Below are 17,682 nucleotides of genomic sequence, written 5' to 3'. Positions count from 1 at the left end.
TTCGTCGCCGCGGGAGAATTGGGGCATGTCAGATCACCCCGTCGCTGCGCAGCGCGGCGAGCGCCGCCGCCGTGGCGCCGGCAAGCGAGGTCAGGACTTCGTCGGTGTGCGCGCCGAGCGCGACGCCGGCATGCTTGAACTGCGGCGGCGTGCGCGACATTTTTGGGATCGCGCTCGGCACCGCAATCGGCCCGGCGCGCGAGCGCACCTCGGCGATGTTGCCGCGGGCGCGGTACTGCGGGTCGGCGAAGATGTCACTGATGCTGTAGATCGGCCCGCAGGGCACGTCGTAGCGCTCGCACTCGGCAAGCGCCGTCTCCAGCGGCTTGGAGCCGATCCAGTCGGCGACCATCCCGTTGACCTCCTCGCGCCGCGCCAGGCGGCCGGCCATGGCCGCATAGCGCGGGTCGGTCGCGAGTTCGGGGCGCTGCATCGCCTGCGCCAGGCGCTCGAACATCTTGTCGCTCGAACAGGCCAGCGCCACCCATTTTCCGTCGGCGGTCTGGTAATGGCTGTGCGGCACGACATTGACGGTGTCGGCACCGAGGCGTTCGCGGACGAAGCCGGTCTTGGCGAACACGGTCGCCATCTCGTCGAGTAGCCGAAACACCGATTCATAAAGCCCGATATCGACCACCTGCCCGTGTCCGGTGGCTTCGGCATGGCGCAGCGCCAGCAGCACGCCGAGCGCGCCCCATAGCCCGGAAATGTAATCGGCGAGCGAGGTCGATCCCGGCATCACGGGTTGGCGTCCCGCCTCGCCAGCAAGATAAGCGAGCCCGCTGAAGCCGTGCGCGATCCGGGCGAAGCCCGGCTTGTCGCGCAGCGGGCCGTCCTGCCCATAGGCGCTGATGCGCAGCATCACGAGTTTTGGGTTGATCTCGCGCAACGCCTCGAAGCCGAGCCCCCATTTCTCCAGCGTGCCCGGCCGGAAGTTCTCCAGCACCACGTCGGATTGGCGGACCAGCTCGCGAAACAGCGCGGCGCCACGCTCGCTGCGCAGATCGAGCGTCACCGACTTCTTGTTGCGGGCCTCGCTGAGCCAGACATAGGTGTCGCCGCATTCGCTCGGCGTGCCGAACCGGCGCAAGGGATCGCCTGTGCCCGGCTGCTCGATCTTGATCACCTCGGCGCCGAAGTCGGACAGCACCGTCCCGCAGAACGGCGCCGCCACGAAGGTCGCGATGTCGAGCACGCGAATTCCGGAGAGCGGTGGCTCATACGACATCGCGCGCTCCTGCCCTGCCCGCTGCCAGAATTGCGTCATGGCGGTCGATGATCGCCTGCGCGCGCTTGAGCACCGCAAGATCGATCAACACACCGTCCTGCCCGAAGGCGCCGTCGCCGCCGACGCTGGCGGATTGAATCTTGGCCGTGATCTCGCGCGCCCAGCCGATCTCACGTGCGGTCGGCGAGAACACCTCGTTGGCGGTCTCGAGCTGTGAGGGATGGATCGCCCATTTGCCCTCGAAGCCAAGCGCGGCCGCCCGCGCCGCACTGGCGCGAAAGCCTGCGGCATCGCCGAAATTGGCATAGGGGCCGTCGATCGCACGCAGGCCGTGGGCGCGGCAGGCATTGGCGATGCGGGCGAGCGCGAAGTGCCACTGGTCGTTCCAGTGGATCCGGCGCGCACCGCCCTCGTCCGCATCGGTGAGCACGGCATAGCGCGGATCGGAGGCGCCGATGATCTCGCCGCAGGTGCGTAGATCAATCGAGTAATCGCCGATGCCGAAGATGACCGCTTCCAACCGCTCCGACGCCTGCACGATGTCCTCGACATTGGCGAGCCCGAGCGTGGTCTCGATCAGGATCTCGATGCCCAGCGGCCTTGCGCGCGGGAACTCGCGCTCGAGCCCCGTCAGCAGCGCCTCGACGAAACGGACGTCGAATGCGGTGCCGACCTTCGGCACCATGACGAGGTCGAGGCGCGGCGCGCGGCTGACGATCTCGATGATGTCGCGATGCGCCCATTCGGTGTCGAGCCCGTTGATCCGCACCGCCAGCGTCTTGTTGCCCCAGTCGATCCGGTTCAGCGCCTCGATTGCGATCTCGCGCGCCTCGGGTTTTCGCGACGGCGCAACCGCGTCCTCCAGATCGAGGAAGATGAAATCGGCCGCGCTACTCGCTGCGCGTTCGAAGAAATGGGTCGAGGTCGCGGGAACCGCGAGTTCGGAACGCTGGACGCGGCGCGTGCGCGGCTTGGTGACGGTGAAGGACATCGGAGCGTCTTTTCTGGAGCATCTTTTCTGCATCACGCCGCAGGATCGTCACCCGCGGCCAACAACAATCATGCTAGATGTCCGACACTGATCTTTCTAACGAGATTATCTTAAGAACTGTTCAGTTCTTCAGGACAATCCCTGCAGGGCAAAAACGATGTCGCAGATCAATTTCAAGCTGCTGCACATGTTCATCGCGGTCGCCGAGAACAAGAGCTTTCGCCAGGCCTCCGAGCACCTCAACCGCTCGCAATCCGCGGTCAGCATGCAGATCAAGCTGCTGGAGGACCAGGTCGGCGCCGCGCTGTTTCATCGCACCACGCGACGCGTCGAGCTGACCGCGGAGGGACTGCAACTGCTGACGCATGCGCGGCGCGCGCTCGGCGAATGGGAGAACGGCCTGCGCGAGATCCGTGAGGTCATCGACATCCAGCGCGGCACGCTGTCGCTGGCCTGCGTCCCGACCATTGCCGCGACCATCCTGCCGCAGGCGCTGCATGCCTTCCAGGCGAGCTATCCCGGCATCAACATCAATCTGCGCGAGCTTGCGGCCGAGGACATGCTGGACTGCTTGCGCCGGCGCGAGGCGGATTTCGGCATCGGGCCGGAGATGGACGGCTCGACCGAGTTTCAATTCGCGCCGCTGTTCAACGACCCGATCTATGCGCTGGCGACAAGAGCGTTTCCGTTTCGCAAGCGCAGCGCGGTCGACCTTACCGAACTGTCCGCCTATCCGATCCTGCTGAACTCAAAATCGGCGGCGCTGCGCTCGATGCTGGAGCGTGCGCTCGCCACGCGCAATCTGCAAATGAAGATCAAGTTCGAGGTCGAGCACAGCTATACGCTGGCCGCGTTGGCCGGCTCCGGTCTCGGCGTCGGCATCCTGCCGAAGGTCGCCTTGCCGCGGCCGGTCAGGAAGACGATGCAGGCGCTGCCGATCGTCAATCCTGTGCTGGAGCGCACAGTCTGCATCGTCTCGCTGCGCGGACAATCGTTCTCGCCGGCCGCCGGCGCGCTGACATCAGTGATACACAAATTCCTCAAGCCGCGCCCTTAGGTCCGCCGGGCCAATCCGCAGAACGCGCCACCAAAATAGATCAGCGGCGTCTGCCCCTCACGCAGATGCATCGCGCGGACCGCGCCGACGAAGATCGAATGCGTGTCGTGCGCATGCTCGTCGATCAGCTCGCAGTCGAGCCCGATCAGCGCATCCCGCAGGATCGGCGCGCCCGTGGCAAGCGACAGCCAGCCGTCGGCGTCGGAAAACCGATCGTCCCGCTCGATGCCGCGGCGGCCCGCGAACACATTAGCCAGCTCGGCCTGGTCGGCGTGCAGCATGTTAACGCCGAACGCAGCGGTGCGCCGGATCAGGCCATGCGCGCTCGCCGAGCGGTTGACGCAAGCGATCAGCCGCGGCGGCGTGTCCGACAGCGAACAGACCGACGTCGCCGTCATCCCCGTTCTGTCGCCCGGCCCGCCCGCCGACAGGATCGTCACCGCGCCGGCGTGGTGGCGCATCGCCGCGCGATAGGACGCGGGGTCGACGCTCCCGTGAACCGGAGCGGCGGTCGAAAGCAGGCTGGTCGGTGCGTTCATCTGACTGTTCCGGGCGAGAGGCGACGGTTTTGAATCGTATAGGCCAGCCGGATCGATCGCAGAAACGCAAATATCTAACCAGTTGTTCAGATCATCCGATCAATGCCGTCGGGCGTGTGCAGGCCGGCGAGCCACCGCAGCGCCTCGTCGAATGCCACGCGATGCACGCGCGCGGCGACATCCATGTCGGCCAGCACCAGCCGCCTAATACTCAATCCCGAACTCGTCATAGAGGCGGCGGAACACGGCGGGCAGCACTTCGGTGAGATCTTCCGCGATCAGGCCGGGGCCCGCCTCGCTCGCGCTCTCGCCGTGCATCCAGACGCCGATGCTGGCGGCCTCGAAGGCCGCGACGCCCTGCGCCAGGAAACCCGCGATGATGCCTGACAGCACGTCGCCGGCGCCGGCGGTGGCAAGCCACGGCGGCGCATTGGCGGCGACGGTGGCGCGGCCGTCGGGAGACGCGATCACCGTGTCGGCGCCTTTCAGCAAGACCACCGCGCCGGAGCGCTCGGCCGCCGCGCGCACGCGCTCGAGCTTGGAACGGCCGGGATGCTTGTTGGAAATATCGCTGAACAGCCGCGGAAACTCGCCCTCATGCGGCGTCAGCACCACTTGCTGACCGTCGCTTGCCTTGATCGCCTCGAACAGCCGGTCCGGCGCGCCGGCAAAGCTGGTGAGCGCGTCGGCGTCGAGCACCAGATGCCGCTGCGCCGACAGCGCGGTGTGGACGAAGTCACGGGTCCGCGCGCTGACCCCGGCGCCAGGACCGATCACGCAGGCATTGAGGCGCTTGTCGCCGAGCAGTTCGGCGAACTGGATCGGGTTGTCGACCGCGCGCACCATCACCGCGGTCAGCGCCGCCGCATTGACGGCAAGCGCATCGCGCGGCGAGGCCAGCGTCACGAGGCCGGCGCCGGCGCGCAGCGCCGCGCGCGCGGCGAGCCGCGCCGCCCCGGTCGAGGCGAGATCGCCCGAGACCACGACGGCATGCCCTCTCGCGTATTTGTGGCCGTCGATCCGCGGCACCGGAAACGACCAGCGCCAGGCCTCCGGCAAGTTCTCCGCGGTCAGCGGCTTGATCTCGTCGAGCACCTGCGCGGCGATGCCGATGTCGGCAACGCGCACCCGGCCGCAATACATCCGGCCCGGCAGCAACAGATGCGCGGGCTTCTTGCGGAAGAAGGTGACGGTCTCGGTCGCCTGCACGGCCGCGCCCATCACGGCGCCCGATGTGCCGTTGATGCCGCTCGGCAGGTCGACCGCCAGCACCGGCGTACCGTTGGCATTGATGGCCGCGATCATCTCCAGCGGATCGCCCTTCACCGGCCGGTTGAGGCCGGCACCGAACAGCGCGTCGATGATCAGCGCCGGCTTGCCGAGCGCCTGTGGGTTGAACGGCAGCACCGGATATTTCCAACCCTTCGCCGCCAGCGCGGCGTCGCCCTGCAGGCTGTCGCGCTCGCAGAGCAGGATCACCGAGACCTCGCGGCCGCGCGCGGCAAGCTCTGCGGCCGCGACGAAGCCGTCGCCGCCATTGTTGCCACGGCCGGCGACCACCACGATCGGCCCCTCCTCGACCAGGTCCATCGCGGCTTCCGCGACGGCCTGACCGGCGCTCATCATCAGCGCGAAGCCCGGCGTTCCGGCTGCGATGGTCAGCCGGTCGGCGCGTTCCATCTCGGTGGTGGTCAGAACGTCCATGCCGAATCCTCAATCGCTTCGCCTTTTCGAGAGGCAATTCCTGTGACGTTCGCGGGGTTTCTACTGGCCGACTGCATACGGATTGATCTATTTGCCTATTTGTTAGGCTTGGATATCATAGCCCATGTGGTTCGATATCAGCCGATTGCCTGTTAAAAGGCTGATAACATTCCGAAATCGGGGACCTTAACAACTTGGCATAGACCCTGCTTTTGAGGAAGCCGCGCGCAAGGCCGCTCCATGCGACCATTGCGCGTGTTTCCGGCCACCGGCCGGAAGCCTTAAGACCAACCAGACTGCGCCCCACGCGCATCGAACTCGACCCTGCAATCTGCAATGCCCGGGAGGCGCTCAGTGAAGAAGATTGAAGCCATCATCAAGCCCTTCAAGCTAGACGAGGTGAAAGAAGCGCTCCAGGAAGTCGGACTGCAAGGCATCACCGTCACCGAGGCCAAGGGATTTGGCCGCCAGAAGGGCCATGCCGAACTCTATCGCGGTGCGGAATACATCGTCGACTTCCTGCCCAAAGTGAAGATCGAGATCGTGATCGGCGACGACCTGGTCGAGAAGGCGATCGACGCGATCCGCCGCGCGGCGCAGACTGGCCGGATCGGCGACGGCAAGATCTTCGTCTCCAACATCGAGGAAGCGATCCGCATCCGGACCGGCGAATCCGGGCTGGACGCTATTTAAGGGCGGTGCTATCCGGATTTTCTGACGGCAAAAGAGAAAAAAGGCTGCTTCGGCAGCCTGATTTCGTTTGTGTAGTCACACGAACTCGCCAAAAGCGGGAATAACGTCGCTCTCCGCTGGAAACCGACCCGCACATCCATAAGGGGTATTCATGAAGACCGCCAAAGACGTCCTGAAATCGATCAAGGACAACGACGTCAAATACGTCGACCTGCGCTTCACCGATCCGCGCGGCAAGTGGCAGCACGTCACCTTCGACGTCAGCATGATCGACGATGACATCTTCGCCGAGGGAACGATGTTCGACGGCTCGTCGATCGCCGGCTGGAAGGCGATCAATGAATCCGACATGTGCCTGATGCCCGACCCGGTCACCGCGACGATCGACCCGTTCTTCGCCGAGACCACCATGGTCATCACCTGCGACGTGCTCGAGCCGACCACCGGCGAGCCCTACAACCGCGATCCCCGCGGCATCGCCAAGAAGGCCGAGGCGATGGTGAAGTCGATGGGCGTGGGCGACACCGTGTTCGTCGGCCCCGAGGCCGAGTTCTTCGTGTTCGACGACGTGCGCTATTCGGCCGAACCCTACAACACCGGCTTCCGCCTCGACTCCTCCGAGCTGCCGATCAACTCGGCGACCGAATATGAGGGCGGCAACCTCGGCCACCGCATCCGCACCAAGGCCGGCTACTTCCCGGTGCCGCCGCAGGACTCGGTGCAGGACATGCGCTCCGAGATGCTCGGCGCGATGGCCAAGATGGGCGTCAAGGTCGAAAAGCATCACCACGAGGTGGCCTCGGCCCAGCACGAGCTCGGCATGAAGTTCGACACGCTGACGCTGATGGCCGACCATATGCAGATCTACAAGTACTGCATCCACCAGGTCGCCCACATCTACGGCAAGACCGCCACCTTCATGCCAAAGCCGGTCTACGGCGACAACGGCTCGGGCATGCATGTGCATCAGTCCATCTGGAAGGACGGCAAGCCGACCTTCGCCGGCAACAAATACGCCGACCTGTCGGAGACCTGCCTGCACTACATCGGCGGCGTCATCAAGCACGCCAAGGCGATCAACGCGTTCACCAACCCGTCGACCAACTCCTACAAGCGTCTGGTGCCGGGCTATGAAGCCCCCGTGCTGCTCGCCTACTCCGCGCGCAACCGCTCGGCGGCCTGCCGCATCCCCTACACCGCGAACCCGAAGGCCAAGCGCGTCGAGGTGCGTTTCCCCGACCCGATGGCCAACCCCTATCTCGGCTTCGCCGCGATGCTGATGGCCGGTCTTGACGGCATCAAGAACAAGATCGATCCGGGTCCGGCGATGGACAAGGACCTCTACGATCTGCCGAAGGAAGAGCTGAAGCAGATCCCGACCGTCTGCGGCTCGCTGCGCGAGGCGCTCGAGAGCCTCGACAAGGACCGCGCGTTCCTCAAGAACGGCGGCGTGTTCGACGACGACTTCATCGACGCCTATATCGAGCTGAAGATGACCGAGGTCGCGCGTTTCGAAATGACCCCGCACCCGGTGGAATTCGAGATGTACTACTCGCTGTAAATCTTACGGCACCGACGACAAGCGAAAGGCGCTTCCACCGGAAGCGCCTTTTGTTTTTGGGTGAGAACGGTGCGTAGGATGGGTAGAGCGAAGCGAAACCCATCCTACGCAGGACGGTTACACCTTCGCCTTGGCGAGCCGCCGTCCGCCGGCGTCGAGCGCGCCGAAGGTGCCGGCGATCATGTCGGGCGTCGGGATCATGCCGCCGAGCGACCAGCTCGCCGGCTCGCCCTCCTCGATCTTGACCCAGACGTTGCGGCGGAAGTCCGGGTTGCCCTGCCCCTCGATCTCGACCATGAGATCGGTGACGCGCTCCAGCAGCGCCTGCTTCTGCGCGACATCGAAGATGCCGCGGACGGTGGAAATGGTGACGTAAGGCATGGTCTCTCTCCATTGCTGAGGGTGTGACAACGCAGCGAAGATGGACCGGCACGGCCAAATCAGGCAGTGGCCGATCGGACAGAGATCGGGCAATATCTGCCACCGCCCGATTGCGCTGATCGGCTAGCATGACGGCAAATTCCGGAGGTCCCATGAAGCTTGCGATCCTCGCGCTGGAAGGCTGCATGCAATCGGCGGGCGCCGGCATCGCCGACATCCTCACCCTCGCCAACCACGTGATGCAGCTGCGCGGCGGCAAGGCGCGCTTCAGCTGGCAGACGCTCTCGCTCGACGGCAAGGCGGTGCGCGCCGGCGGCGGCAAGCTGCTCGCCGTCGATGGCGCGGTGGGCAGGCGGACGGCGTGCGACGCGATCATCGTGCCGGGCAGCCTGGTCGATCATCTCACCGCCGAGCGCCTGCAACCGCAATATGACCGTGCCGGCGCCTGGCTGCGCCGGCAGCATGCCAGCGGCCGGCTGATCGGCGCGTTCTGCAGCGGCGTGCTGCTGCTCGCCAATGCCGGCCTGCTCGACGGCCGCCGCGCCACCATCACCTGGTGGCTGCAGAGCGAGCTCCGCCGCCGCCATCCCAAGGTCGATCTCGCCGGCGATGCCGTGATCACACAGGCCGATCGCCTGGTCTGCGCCGCCGGCCCGATGTCGTGGGTCGATCTGTTGCTGCGGCTGATCGAACTCGTCGAAGGCGCGGAGGTCGCAAAGGTCTGCGCCGACTATGCCGTGATCGACACTGCACAGCGCACGCAGGCGATCTTCATGCCGCTCGGCTACATGCTCGGCCAGGACCCGCTGCTGATCAAGGCGGACATGCTGGTGCGCCGCACCGGCAAGACCCCGATCACGGTGCGCGGTCTCGCGCATGCGCTCGGCCTCAGCGAACGCACACTGAACCGCCGCTTCCGCGAACTGACCCACGAGCCGCCGCAGGCCTTCATCATGCGCCGCCGCGTCGAGCACGCCCGCACGCTATTGGAAACAACGGCGCAGCCGATCAAGGCGATCGCCCGCGCCACCGGCTACGAGGACGAGAGCAGCTTTCGAAAAGCCTTCCGCAAGCTCACGCTGACATCGCCGCAGGCCTATCGCGCGCAGCGATCAATGCGCGCGGCCTGATCGCAGGAAGCCCGGAAGACTACGGTCAGCAACGCTGACGAACCTGATGACGTGATGCGAACCGCACACAAGGTTGTGTTTCCGGGATCGACAACGCCTGGGCTCGGGTGTTCACTGCCGGCAAGTACCCGAAAGCGGCTTCCGATAAAACACACATTCATTTTTCTGCATGGGGAGAAACGAGATGTCTTTCGTCGCTCGACGAATGGCGGCGCTTTCGACCGCCATCACCATTCTCTCTGTCTGTGCTGGCAGCGCATTCGCCCAGAAGAAGTACGACACCGGCGCAACCGACACTGAAATCAAGATCGGCAACATCATGCCCTATAGCGGGCCGGCATCCGCCTACGGCACCAGCGGCCGGGCCCAGGCGGCCTATTTCCGCAAGATCAACGCCGAGGGCGGCATCAATGGCCGCAAGATCAACTTCATCTCCTACGACGACAGCTACAGTCCGCCGAAGACGGTCGAGCAGGCGCGCAAGCTGGTCGAAGGCGACGAGGTCCTGCTGATCTTCGCCTCTCTCGGCACGGCATCCAACGGCGCGATTCAGAAATACATGAACGTGAAGAAGGTGCCGCAGCTGTTCATTCAGACCGGTGCCACCAAGTGGAACGATCCGCAGAGCTTCCCGTGGACCATGGGCTGGCAGCCCAGCTATCAGAGCGAGGGACGGATCTACGCCAAGCACATCCTGAAGGAAAAGCCGGGTGGCAGGATCGCGGTCCTCTACCAGAACGACGATTATGGAAAGGACTATCTCAAGGGCCTGAAGGACGGCCTCGGCGACAATGCGGCGTCGATGATCGTCATCGAGGATGCCTATGAGGTGGCCGAGCCGACGATCGACACGCACATCGTCAAGATGAAATCGATGAATGCCAATGTATTCGTCGACATCGCCACACCGAAATTCGCGGCGCAGGCCATCAAGAAGGCGGCCGAGATCGGCTGGAAACCGCTGCACATCCTCAACTCGGTCGGCTCCTCGCTCGGCGCCGTGATCCAGCCTGCCGGCTTCGAGAACGCGCAAGGCATCATCTCGGTGGCCTACCTGATGGATCCGCTCGATCCGCAATGGAAGGACGATCCCGGCATGAAGGCGTTCGACGAGTATCTCTCCAAATATTTCCCCGAAGGCAATCGGGCCGACAGCCTGATTATGACAGGGTACAATGCGGCTCAGACGCTGGTTCAGGTGCTTAAGCAATGCGGCGACGATCTCACGCGCGCCAACGTCATGAAGCAGGCCGCCAACCTGAAGGCGTTCCGGACCACCAACCTGCTGCCCGGTATCACGATGAACACCAGCCCGATCGATTTCGCGCCGATCAAGCAGATGCAGCTCAGACGACTCAAGGGCGAGCGATGGGAGCTGTTCGGGCCGATGCTCAGCGCGGAAGTGGGAGGTTAGCCGACCGCGGCCCCTCACTGCGCCGCCCGGCTGTCCGAGCGCTATCCGCGTCATTGCGAGGAGCTCGCGACAAAATTGCAAAGCAATTTTGCGCTGAAGCGACGAAGCAATCCACCTCTCCGCGTATCCGGAAGGATGGATTGCTTCGCTTCGCTCGCAATGACGCTAGTAGCTTTGGATCTGTAGGATGGGTAGAGCGCCGCGAAACCCATCATCTCGCCCCTTGCATGGGCGCTGGGTTTCGCTTCGCTCTACCCATCCTACGGAGCTTGACCTACACCCGGAACAGCTTCGCGTACCTCGCCTTGATCTCCTCCGACTGCACCTGCACCTGGGCCGGATCGGCCTTGAGCATCTTCAGTTTGTCGAGTGGCACGTGCCCGGCCTTCTCCTTCACCTTGGCGTGGAACGAGCGGTGCGCGAATTCGTCGGCCAGCATCTGCTGGGTCTCGGCGCTGAAAAAATAGCTCTGGAACAGCCGCGCCGCATTCGGGTTCGGCGCGTTCTTGAAGATGCCGCTGGGAACGATGATCAGCGGCGCGCCCTCGGCGGGATAGACCACCTCGACCGGCTTGCCCTGATCCTTGGCCAGCACGAGGTTGTAGTCGTTGCCGTCGGCCATCACCGCGCGCTCGCCGAGCAGGATCTTCTTCGGCGGATCAGCCGCCGACTGCACCTGCATCACGCGCTGCTGCGACAGCTTCTCCAGATACGGCCAGCCGAGGTCGCGGGCCAGCACGAAGGTCGCGGTCATGATCGCGCCGGAATAGCTCGGGTGGCCCTTGACGATTTTGCCGCGCCACTTGGGATCGAGCAGGTCGGCGTAGCTCTTCGGCGCCTCCTCGCGCTTCACCTGCTCGGTGTTGTAGCCGATCACCTCGAACCAGGCGCAGGATGTCGCCGAGGTGCCGTCGGGATCGATCTGGTCGGCCGGAAAATGCCTGGCGACGTCCTCCGGCACATAGGCCGCGAGCCAGTCGTTCTTCTTCCAGTCGAGGTAATGCGCGGGATCTGTGGAATTGGCGACGTCGACGGCGTTGATGCCGCTGCCCTGCTCCTGTGCGATGCGCTGGAAGATACGCTCCGCGCCCGAGCGCTCGACGCGGACGCTGATCCCGGGATATTTCTGCTCGAAGTCACGCGCGAGACGCTCGGCCGTGTTCAGCTCCAGCGCGCTGTAGAACGAGATCTTGCCTTCCTTCTTGGCGGCTGCGATCAGCTCCGGCGTCACGGCTTCCGCCGGCGGCGCCGCCGCGTGCAGCGGCTCCGCGAATACCATGCCGGCGGCGGTGGCCGCCGTCACCTTGAGCCAGTCGCGCCTCGACCATTTGCGGTCGTGCATTCCATACTCCCTGAAATCGGGCCGTTGACCGGCCGCGCCTTTGTCGCGGGAGCTTAGCGCGTAGGATGGGTAGAGCGAAGCGAAACCCATCAAATAGCGGCCGCATCAGGGATGATGGTTTCGCGCAGTTTATTATCGGGCCGCGCTTGCGGACCCGTTGGCATCCAGGTCACGCTGCGGCTACGTCTTCGCGGGCGGATTCTCGCGCAGGAAGCGTTCGAGATCGGGCTGCACGGAATAAGGCTGCGGAACCGGATCGCCTTGAAAGTCGACCTGAAGATCAAGGCAGCGCCGCAGCATCCGCGCCAGTTCGCCGCGCCGATAGGGCTTGGTCAGCAGCGGAATGCCGTGGCCGCCACGCCCCTGCTGCGCAGGCAGCACGCCGTCGCTGTAGCCCGAGGTGAACAGCACCCGCAATGCCGGGCGCCCGGCCATCAGAGTCTCCGCCAATTGCCGGCCGTTCATGCTGCCGGGCATCACGATATCGGTGAACAGAAGGTCGAACGCGGTGCCGCGTTTGACGATCTCGAGCGCGGCGTCCGCGTTCGCCGCGACCAGCACGTTGTAGCCGAGGCTTTCGAGCTGGCCCGTGACATAGTCTCGGATCGTAGGGTCGTCCTCCACGCACAGGATCGTCTCGTCGCCACCCCTGACGGGCAGATCGTCCTCCTCCGCCGCGCGCTGTACGGTGCCGTCGGCCTTCGGCAGATAGATCCTGAAGATGGTGCCGCGCCCCTGCTCGCTCTTGACCTCGATGCCGCCGCCGCTTTGCTTGACGAAGCCGAACACCATGCTGAGCCCGAGCCCGGCGCCCTGCCCGACCTCCTTGGTGGAAAAGAACGGATCGAAGATCTTCTCCAGATGCGTCGGCGAAATTCCGGTGCCGGTATCGGTCACCTCGATCACGAGATGATCGCCGGCGCGCTCGACGCCGCACGCCACGGCGTCGGGAATCCCGAGCTGGATGTTGCGGGTCGCAAAGGTCAGCGTGCCGCCGTCAAGCATGGCATCGCGCGCGTTGATGGCGAGATTGACCAGCGCGGCACCAAGCTGGCTGCGGTCGACGAAGGCGAGCCAGGCGTTGCGGCCGAGCTCCGTCCTGATCTCGGTCTGCGAGCCGAGCGTCTGCGACAGCAGCCGGACCACCTCGCCGACCAGGTCGTTGACGTCGGTCTCGCCGGGCTGCAGCGGTTGCTTGCGCGCGAACGCCAGGAGGCTCGAGGTGAGCTGCGCGCCGCGATCGGCGGCATCGCTGATCAGCTTGGCGATTGCGGCGAGTTGCGGGTTGTCCTTGACGCCGTCGGCGAGGATCTCGATCGTGCCGGTGATCACGGTCAGCATGTTGTTGAAGTCGTGCGCGATGCCGCCGGTCAGCCGCCCCAGCGATTCCGACTTCTGCGCCTGGATCAACTGCTCCTCGGCGATCCGGCGCTGGCTGACGTCCCTGACAAAGGAATTGATGATCCAGCCGTCACCGCGGCGCAGCGCGTTGAGGGACACCTCGACGTAGAACCGGTGACCGTCGCGGTGCAGGCACGCCGTTTCATAGCGCATGCCCATGCCGCCGGCCGCGGTCTCCTGCAGGAAGCGGGTGATCCGCTGCCGGTGCGCAAGGCGCAGCTCCTCCGGAAACACCAGTTCGACCACCCGATAACCGACCGCCTCGGAGCGCGTCCAGCCGGTCAGCACCTCGGCCTGCGGGCTCCAGTCGAGAATGACGCCGTCCTGGTCGGTCTGGACGAAGGCGTCGAGCGCGGTCCTGACGATGGCTTGCGCCATCTGCTCGCTCTCGACCAGCGCCTGGTGTGCCCGACGCTGCGCGGTGACGTCGTGCAGTACGGCGACCGCGCCCCGCAGATTGCCGGTATCGTCGCGCAGCGGCCGCGCGTTGACGACAAGGAAGACGGCCGGTTGCGGCGGTTGCGGTTTGACGATCAGCTCGAAATCGTCGACGTCATCGCCGCGCAGCGCACGCGCCATCGGCGTGTCCGGGATCGGCATCACCGTGGTGCCGTCGGCATAATAGTTCTGGAAGGTGCGAACGCCGGTCAGGGTATCAAAACCGGGTTCGACACTGTACAGCCGTCGCGCCGCGGCGTTGACGATCACGATCATCCCGTGCTCGTCGGCGACCACCACCGGATCGCGGATGCTCTCGACGGTCTTCTCCAGCAGGTGCTGCCTGCTGCCCAGCTGCGCCGACAATTCGGCAAGCGTCGCCGCGAGCTGAGCGGTCTCGCCGTCATCGCCTGGGCCGAGCGAGACCTGCTGGCCGCGCGACAGCGCCTCCGCCGCCCGCACCAGCTGGGCGGGCGTCCTGGACAGCGATCTCGCAATCACCTCAGCCGTCATCAATACCACCGCAACCGCGCCACCCGCGAGCAGAACGCCCGGCCAGGTCACGCCATGGATGAAGCCCAGCGCGAGCAGGAGCGCGGCGACGGGAAACAACATCCCCATCGCCAGACGGCCCGACAAATTCATCCCGACCAACCCCTCGTGTCGGCTGCACCCGAAAATGGAAAAGGAAAAGCAGTATTCGGAAAGGGTCGTCGGCGCCGGAGCAAATATCCCTGTTGCTTAGCCGAGTCCGGCGCCGCAATCCGCCACTTTCGTATCCGTATTAGTACGGAGGAAGGCCGATTCCGGCGCACGCGCAATACCGGAAGTATAGCTGCGACCTGTCGACCAGCGGTACATCTCGCCGGCAGCACAACTCAACATACCGAGAATTTGCAGGAGGGCCCCGGAGTACATGTTTGGCGCCGTGGTCAGCCGTCGGCCGAACGCGCCAGGCGGGATGCCGACATGGTCGCTCGCCAAACATGGAACACTCCCGCGTTTCAGGGTCCAGCCCAGCCCTCGCCGGCGCTTGGCGACGCCCTCAACGCCGACTTACGACACCTCGAAGTAACGTGCCTCGGCTGCGAGACGCATCGTGAGGCGGCCGAACAGGACCTCGATCCACGAGCTCGAGCGCCCCATTGCAAGCGGTGTTCCCGATTGCGGACGAACAATATCTCGGCCAAAATCGTCGAGACAATTCAGGAAGGATGAGCTTACAAAAAGAGAGACGATGTGACGTGCAGGCCGCATCCTCATCCCTCGTAAGCTTAAGCTGCAAATACCCATCTGGGTCCCGTTGAATGTTAGCGCGCCGAAGAGCGGATCTGCTCTCAAGGCGGGCGACCTTGCATTTGATACGGAGCACAAAATGGATTCCATGCTGAATGACAGGGTCGCGGAAGGGCGGCTCGTGAGCTTGGAAGAGCAGCTTTCGAACCTCGCGCGCGAAGCAGGAGTCAGCCCTTCCGGCCCGCCGACCGGCAAGAAAGCGTTTCACGCGCCGCTAGAAGCGGTTCATCGATTGGCGGATTGGCGCCACCTGGCCATTGTCGGTTCCGTGCTGGCAGCATGCATAGGTGGCGCTGCTTGGTGGTGGTCGTCACCCAGCGATACGGCGATGGTGGCCTCCCCTGGCCACTCCTCACCTCCTGCGCAAACCCCGCCGAAGGACGCCGCGCCGAAAGACGTTGCGCCGACTGCCGCCGCACTTTCTTCCGACTTGGCGCAGCAGCTTCAACCGATGGCGCGCGATCTCGCTGCCTTGAGGCAAGCGGTCGAACAGCTTGAGGCGAGGCAAGAACAATTGGTCCGCGACCATAAAAATGTCGCAAGCCAACTCGAGGCGAGCCAAGCAGAAATGGCACGCAGCAAAGATATCATCGACCAGATCAAGGCGACCCAGGATCAGATGGCTCGCGAAAGCGAGACGGTCACCGAGCGGCTCAACGCAAGCCAGGAACAGCTGGCCGGTGTCATTGCCAACGCCGCAGTGCCGAAGGTGAGCCCCGAACAGCCAAAGGTTAGCCCCGAACAGCCAACGGTAGCCCCGGAAATACCACTGCCGCGTCCGCGGCCGTCGACCGATGTTGCCCAGGCGCGCAAACCGGCGCCAACCCCGACGCGGCCGCACGCCACCAGCAAACCGCAACCGCCGGCATGGCCATGGTCAGTGCGCTAATGCCGTGACGTGCTGCTTCCTGCGTGCCGTCGACGCGGCAACGGCCGATACCTGCACTTTGCGATCAACGAAGCAACACGATCAACGAAGCAACACGAAGAGGCCGCTGGCGCTGGTCAGCGGCCTCTTGAACCTGATCTTAAATGAACGTCTTGGTGGTAAAATCTTTGCCTCAGGTCCGCCGTTATTAGACTGGGAATTTGCCACACAGTGAAGCCCCAACAGGTGCGATGCTCAACGGAACTCTTGTGACGTTGCGGGGACAACACACTTTGCGTTCGTGACGCCCTGAGTGGACGATCTACTCGCCTGCCGCTCGGATCCCATGGATTGCCTAAAGAAAGCCCTGCGTCTTTCATGGCTTCCCGAACCGAGGTTCGACAAGCCGACCCGACGGACAGACGACGCCAAACATTCGGTGTCGTCCTTGCGAAAGCAAGGACCCATAACCACCGATGGTCATTGTTGAGCAGTGCCGCAACGACGAGTCCCGTCCACAACAACCGCCGCGGAGCATGGGTCCGTGCTTTCGCAGGGACGACAGCGCGTTTTCCGGAGACGACGTCGTGATTAGACGCGCAGGGACGGTGGCGGTGAAACCGTCCTACGCCGCCCGCCGCCGTTCGCGCAGCGCGTCGCCGAAGGCTTCGAACAGGGCGCGGTTGATCGGATTGCGCTGCGGATCGTATTCGGCGTGCCACTGCACACCCAGCGCAAAACCCGGCGCATCGGCGATGCGGATCGCCTCGATGGTGCCGTCCTCGGCGATGCCCTCGATCACGACGCGCTTGCCGGGCTCGAGGATGCCCTGGCCGTGCAGCGAATTGACCCGAATGGTCTCACGACCAAGTATCTTCGCGAACGCGCCGCCCGGCGTCAGCGCGACGTCGTGACGGTCGGCGAACACAACGGTCGGGTCAGGATGGATCTCGCCGTTCTCCAGCCGCGGCATCCGGTGGTTCATGCGGCCGGGAATCTCGCGGATCTCCGGATGCAGCGAGCCGCCGAAGGCAACGTTCATCTCCTGCAGGCCGCGGCAGATGCCGAAGATCGGCACACCGCGCGCGACGCAGGCTTCCGACAGCGCCAGCGCAACGTCGTCGCGGTGGATGTCGTAGGGCTCGTGGGCGGCGCACGGTTCGGTATTGAAGCGGGTCGGATGAACATTGGCGCGGGCCCCGGTCAGCACCACGCCGTCGACCACGTCGAGCAAGGCACTGACCTCGGTGATTTCGGGGCTGCCGGCGAACATCAGCGGCACCGCGCCCGACACCTCGGCAACCGCGCGAAGGTTGCGCTCCCCAACCATCTGGACTGTGAAACGATTTTCGATGCGATGGGCGTTTCCGATCACGCCGACCACGGGCCGTCTCATTATTGAAGTCTCGCGCAATGATTCTTCTAAGTTTGCGACGTTGCGGAGACGATCATGCCTTCGAGTTCCCGCCGGATCAACTGTCTATATCTGCACAGGGGGGCTTGCAGTCCTGCACAGATTCGCACCCCTCGGGACCCAAAGCCGGCCAGATACCCACCGATCGCGCCCGGCCCCGCACCCCGTCAGCGGCGAACCGACACGGCCCCGCCAGCTTGATCCCGGCGGGGTTTTCGCCAAAGA

Annotated in this window: 15 protein-coding genes; 6 read left to right on the top strand and 9 right to left on the bottom strand. The window is 64.5% G+C overall.

All coding sequences use genetic code 11. From position 1 onward, the window contains the following. Positions 1 to 28 precede the first annotated feature (28 nt). Both I6F38_RS02730 and I6F38_RS02725 read right to left on the bottom strand, forming a co-directional pair. On the bottom strand, positions 29 to 1,228 hold the full coding sequence (locus tag I6F38_RS02730; protein WP_225158968.1) for a CoA transferase: 1,200 nt from the start codon (positions 1,226 to 1,228) through the stop codon (positions 29 to 31). Next, complete coding sequence (locus I6F38_RS02725) at positions 1,218 to 2,219, bottom strand: CoA ester lyase (protein WP_225158967.1); 1,002 nt, start codon at positions 2,217 to 2,219, stop codon at positions 1,218 to 1,220. Before I6F38_RS02725 ends, I6F38_RS02730 begins: the two co-directional genes overlap by 11 nt. Before the next feature lie 157 nt (positions 2,220 to 2,376). Here I6F38_RS02725 and I6F38_RS02720 point away from each other — a divergent pair, with 157 nt between their 5' ends. Then, positions 2,377 to 3,276, top strand: coding sequence for a LysR family transcriptional regulator (locus I6F38_RS02720; protein WP_225158966.1), 900 nt, complete (start codon positions 2,377 to 2,379; stop codon positions 3,274 to 3,276). On the opposite strand, the gene I6F38_RS02715 is transcribed toward I6F38_RS02720, so the two are convergent. The 3 genes from I6F38_RS02715 to I6F38_RS02710 all read right to left on the bottom strand — a co-directional run bounded on the left by I6F38_RS02715 (position 3,273) and on the right by I6F38_RS02710 (position 5,519). Continuing rightward, positions 3,273 to 3,815 carry a flavin reductase family protein gene (locus I6F38_RS02715; protein WP_225158965.1) on the bottom strand — a complete coding sequence of 181 codons (543 nt, stop codon included), beginning with the start codon at positions 3,813 to 3,815 and terminating at the stop codon, positions 3,273 to 3,275. The two genes, I6F38_RS02720 and I6F38_RS02715, sit on opposite strands and share 4 nt — an antisense overlap. An 86-nt stretch (positions 3,816 to 3,901) precedes the next feature. Then, a complete protein-coding gene (locus tag I6F38_RS43920; protein ID WP_276573466.1) occupies positions 3,902 to 4,030 on the bottom strand; it encodes a hypothetical protein in 129 nt (42 codons plus the stop codon). Next, positions 4,020 to 5,519: an NAD(P)H-hydrate dehydratase gene (locus I6F38_RS02710; protein WP_212060031.1), complete on the bottom strand. Its 1,500-nt coding sequence runs from the start codon at positions 5,517 to 5,519 to the stop codon at positions 4,020 to 4,022. Before I6F38_RS02710 ends, I6F38_RS43920 begins: the two co-directional genes overlap by 11 nt. A gap of 354 nt (positions 5,520 to 5,873) precedes the next feature. Here I6F38_RS02710 and I6F38_RS02705 point away from each other — a divergent pair, with 354 nt between their 5' ends. Together I6F38_RS02705 and glnA are read left to right on the top strand one after the other, a co-directional pair. After that, the gene (locus tag I6F38_RS02705) at positions 5,874 to 6,212 is read left to right on the top strand and encodes a P-II family nitrogen regulator (protein WP_011441447.1); all 339 of its coding nucleotides are present in this window, start codon (positions 5,874 to 5,876) and stop codon (positions 6,210 to 6,212) included. A 151-nt stretch (positions 6,213 to 6,363) separates the two neighbouring features. Beyond that, positions 6,364 to 7,773: a type I glutamate--ammonia ligase gene (gene glnA, locus I6F38_RS02700; RefSeq protein WP_028333940.1), complete on the top strand. Its 1,410-nt coding sequence runs from the start codon at positions 6,364 to 6,366 to the stop codon at positions 7,771 to 7,773. Between the two features lie 117 nt (positions 7,774 to 7,890). Here glnA and I6F38_RS02695 read toward each other — a convergent pair whose 3' ends face one another. Beyond that, positions 7,891 to 8,154: a tautomerase family protein gene (locus I6F38_RS02695; protein ID WP_225158964.1), complete on the bottom strand. Its 264-nt coding sequence runs from the start codon at positions 8,152 to 8,154 to the stop codon at positions 7,891 to 7,893. Between the two features lie 152 nt (positions 8,155 to 8,306). On the opposite strand from I6F38_RS02695, the gene I6F38_RS02690 reads away from it, so the two are divergent. Next, positions 8,307 to 9,284, top strand: a complete 978-nt coding sequence (locus tag I6F38_RS02690; protein WP_225158963.1) for a helix-turn-helix domain-containing protein — start codon at positions 8,307 to 8,309, stop codon at positions 9,282 to 9,284. 184 nt (positions 9,285 to 9,468) lie between these two features. Continuing rightward, positions 9,469 to 10,698, top strand: a complete 1,230-nt coding sequence (locus I6F38_RS02685; protein ID WP_225158962.1) for an ABC transporter substrate-binding protein — start codon at positions 9,469 to 9,471, stop codon at positions 10,696 to 10,698. A 274-nt stretch (positions 10,699 to 10,972) separates the two neighbouring features. On the opposite strand, the gene I6F38_RS02680 is transcribed toward I6F38_RS02685, so the two are convergent. Both I6F38_RS02680 and I6F38_RS02675 read right to left on the bottom strand, forming a co-directional pair. Next, positions 10,973 to 12,040 (bottom strand): extracellular solute-binding protein, encoded by a 1,068-nt coding sequence (locus tag I6F38_RS02680; RefSeq protein WP_225158961.1) that lies wholly within the window; start codon positions 12,038 to 12,040, stop codon positions 10,973 to 10,975. 180 nt (positions 12,041 to 12,220) lie between these two features. After that, on the bottom strand, positions 12,221 to 14,524 hold the full coding sequence (locus tag I6F38_RS02675; RefSeq protein ID WP_225158960.1) for a PAS domain S-box protein: 2,304 nt from the start codon (positions 14,522 to 14,524) through the stop codon (positions 12,221 to 12,223). A 730-nt stretch (positions 14,525 to 15,254) separates the two neighbouring features. On the opposite strand from I6F38_RS02675, the gene I6F38_RS02670 reads away from it, so the two are divergent. Beyond that, the gene (locus I6F38_RS02670; protein ID WP_225158959.1) at positions 15,255 to 16,064 is read left to right on the top strand and encodes a hypothetical protein; all 810 of its coding nucleotides are present in this window, start codon (positions 15,255 to 15,257) and stop codon (positions 16,062 to 16,064) included. Between the two features lie 604 nt (positions 16,065 to 16,668). Here I6F38_RS02670 and I6F38_RS02665 read toward each other — a convergent pair. Then, positions 16,669 to 17,439: a gamma-glutamyl-gamma-aminobutyrate hydrolase family protein gene (locus tag I6F38_RS02665; RefSeq protein ID WP_057020651.1), complete on the bottom strand. Its 771-nt coding sequence runs from the start codon at positions 17,437 to 17,439 to the stop codon at positions 16,669 to 16,671. Positions 17,440 to 17,682: the final 243 nt, after the last annotated feature.

The sequence above is a fragment of the Bradyrhizobium sp. BRP56 genome (assembly GCF_020194035.1).
Classification (GTDB): Bacteria; Pseudomonadota; Alphaproteobacteria; order Rhizobiales; family Xanthobacteraceae; genus Bradyrhizobium; species Bradyrhizobium australafricanum.
This window is presented reverse-complemented; position numbering and strand designations above follow the sequence as displayed.